Origin of the sequence: Runella limosa DSM 17973 (assembly GCF_000482465.1) — a bacterium.
Lineage (GTDB): Bacteria > Bacteroidota > Bacteroidia > Cytophagales > Spirosomataceae > Runella > Runella limosa.
Genome location: NZ_AXVJ01000107.1, coordinates 1 through 1,261, shown reverse-complemented (window position 1 = coordinate 1,261; position 1,261 = coordinate 1). Strand labels below are relative to the sequence as shown.

Here is a 1,261-nt window from a genome sequence, read left to right as displayed (position 1 = left end):
CGCACGGATTTCTATGGTTTATGCAAGCGTGCGAGTATAATTTTTGTCATATTTTTGCTGGTGATGCACCACCGAGCAGATGCGATGAATGAGTTTGTTGCGAACGGCATTCAAAACTGACATTTTGTTCTTGCCTTCGGCGACCTTTCTCAAATAATAGTCTTGAATTTCGCCTTTGACTCGAATGGCGGACATAGCTCCTAAATGAAAAAGGCTTTTTAACCGTTTTCGGGCATGATGGTTAACCTTGGTTTTTCCTCTAATGCTACTGCCAGATTGGTATTCAAAAGGAGCAACCCCTGCATGACAGGCTAATTTTTTGGGATCAGTAATGTTAGTAAATTCGTTAGTAGCGATAAGTACCTCAGAAGCAGTAGCGGAACCTACTCCCGGTACAGAAGTAATTAGTTCAAAAAGTTCTTTTAAATGTGGGTCTTTGTCTATCAAATTTTTAACTTGTTTTTCAATCTTCTCAATATCAAGATTGATGGCTTTTAGTGATGCCTGACAGGTTTTAGTAAGCTGTTTTTGCAACGAAGGGCTTACGAATTCCTGCTGTTCTTGTAAAGGTTGTTGCAGTTGCTGACGGGCTCCTAACAGTCTGTGGCGAACCGAGCTCAGAGCTGCCAATTGTTGAATAACCTGACGAGGAGGCTGCCATAAGCGAGTTTTATCTTTAAACCGGAAGGCATACTCTGCAATGCGAACGGCATCAATGGTGTCGGATTTGCCACGCTGTAAACCTCCCGCCCGTTTAATCTGCAAGCTATTTTCTAACCAAATGGGAAAATGAAGTTGATACAAATAAGCCAACAAATGTGCATTGTAAATACCTGTGTGTTCCATGCAGCATACTGACTTTGAGCGCTCAAAGCTTGGTAATGATTCAATGATTTTGAGAATAGCTTTGATAGCGGCTTGTGAATTTGCCGATTGAGTTTGATAAATAATACCCTTTTGAGTTGAGTAAACAGCCCAATCTAAAGTTGCTTTAGAAATGTCAATGCCAATAAAATGTTGAGTCTCCATGAGCATTAATTTATTAAGAGTTGCACTAAAAACTTACCTTTTGCCTCAAACCCTTACTAATGAGCCATGATGCCCTAATTTCTATTGGAGGTTTGGTAAGCAATACAGAGTGGGTCCTGAATCCGTGCATAGAGTAAAAAAGCTCTGCGACCCCATAGGGAAGCCCACTCTGGTACTGTTTGTTAAAAATACTCAATCTTGAAATTTTACCATAGTACAAACCTAAAGGGCG

The 1,261-nt window shown here is 40.6% G+C and carries 1 protein-coding gene; it reads right to left on the bottom strand.

Going from position 1 to position 1,261, the window contains the following annotated elements; all coding sequences use genetic code 11:
* Positions 1-18: 18 nt before the first annotated feature.
* Complete coding sequence (locus K339_RS0109960) at positions 19-1,029, bottom strand: IS110 family RNA-guided transposase (protein ID WP_028523440.1); 1,011 nt, start codon at positions 1,027-1,029, stop codon at positions 19-21.
* Positions 1,030-1,261: the final 232 nt, after the last annotated feature.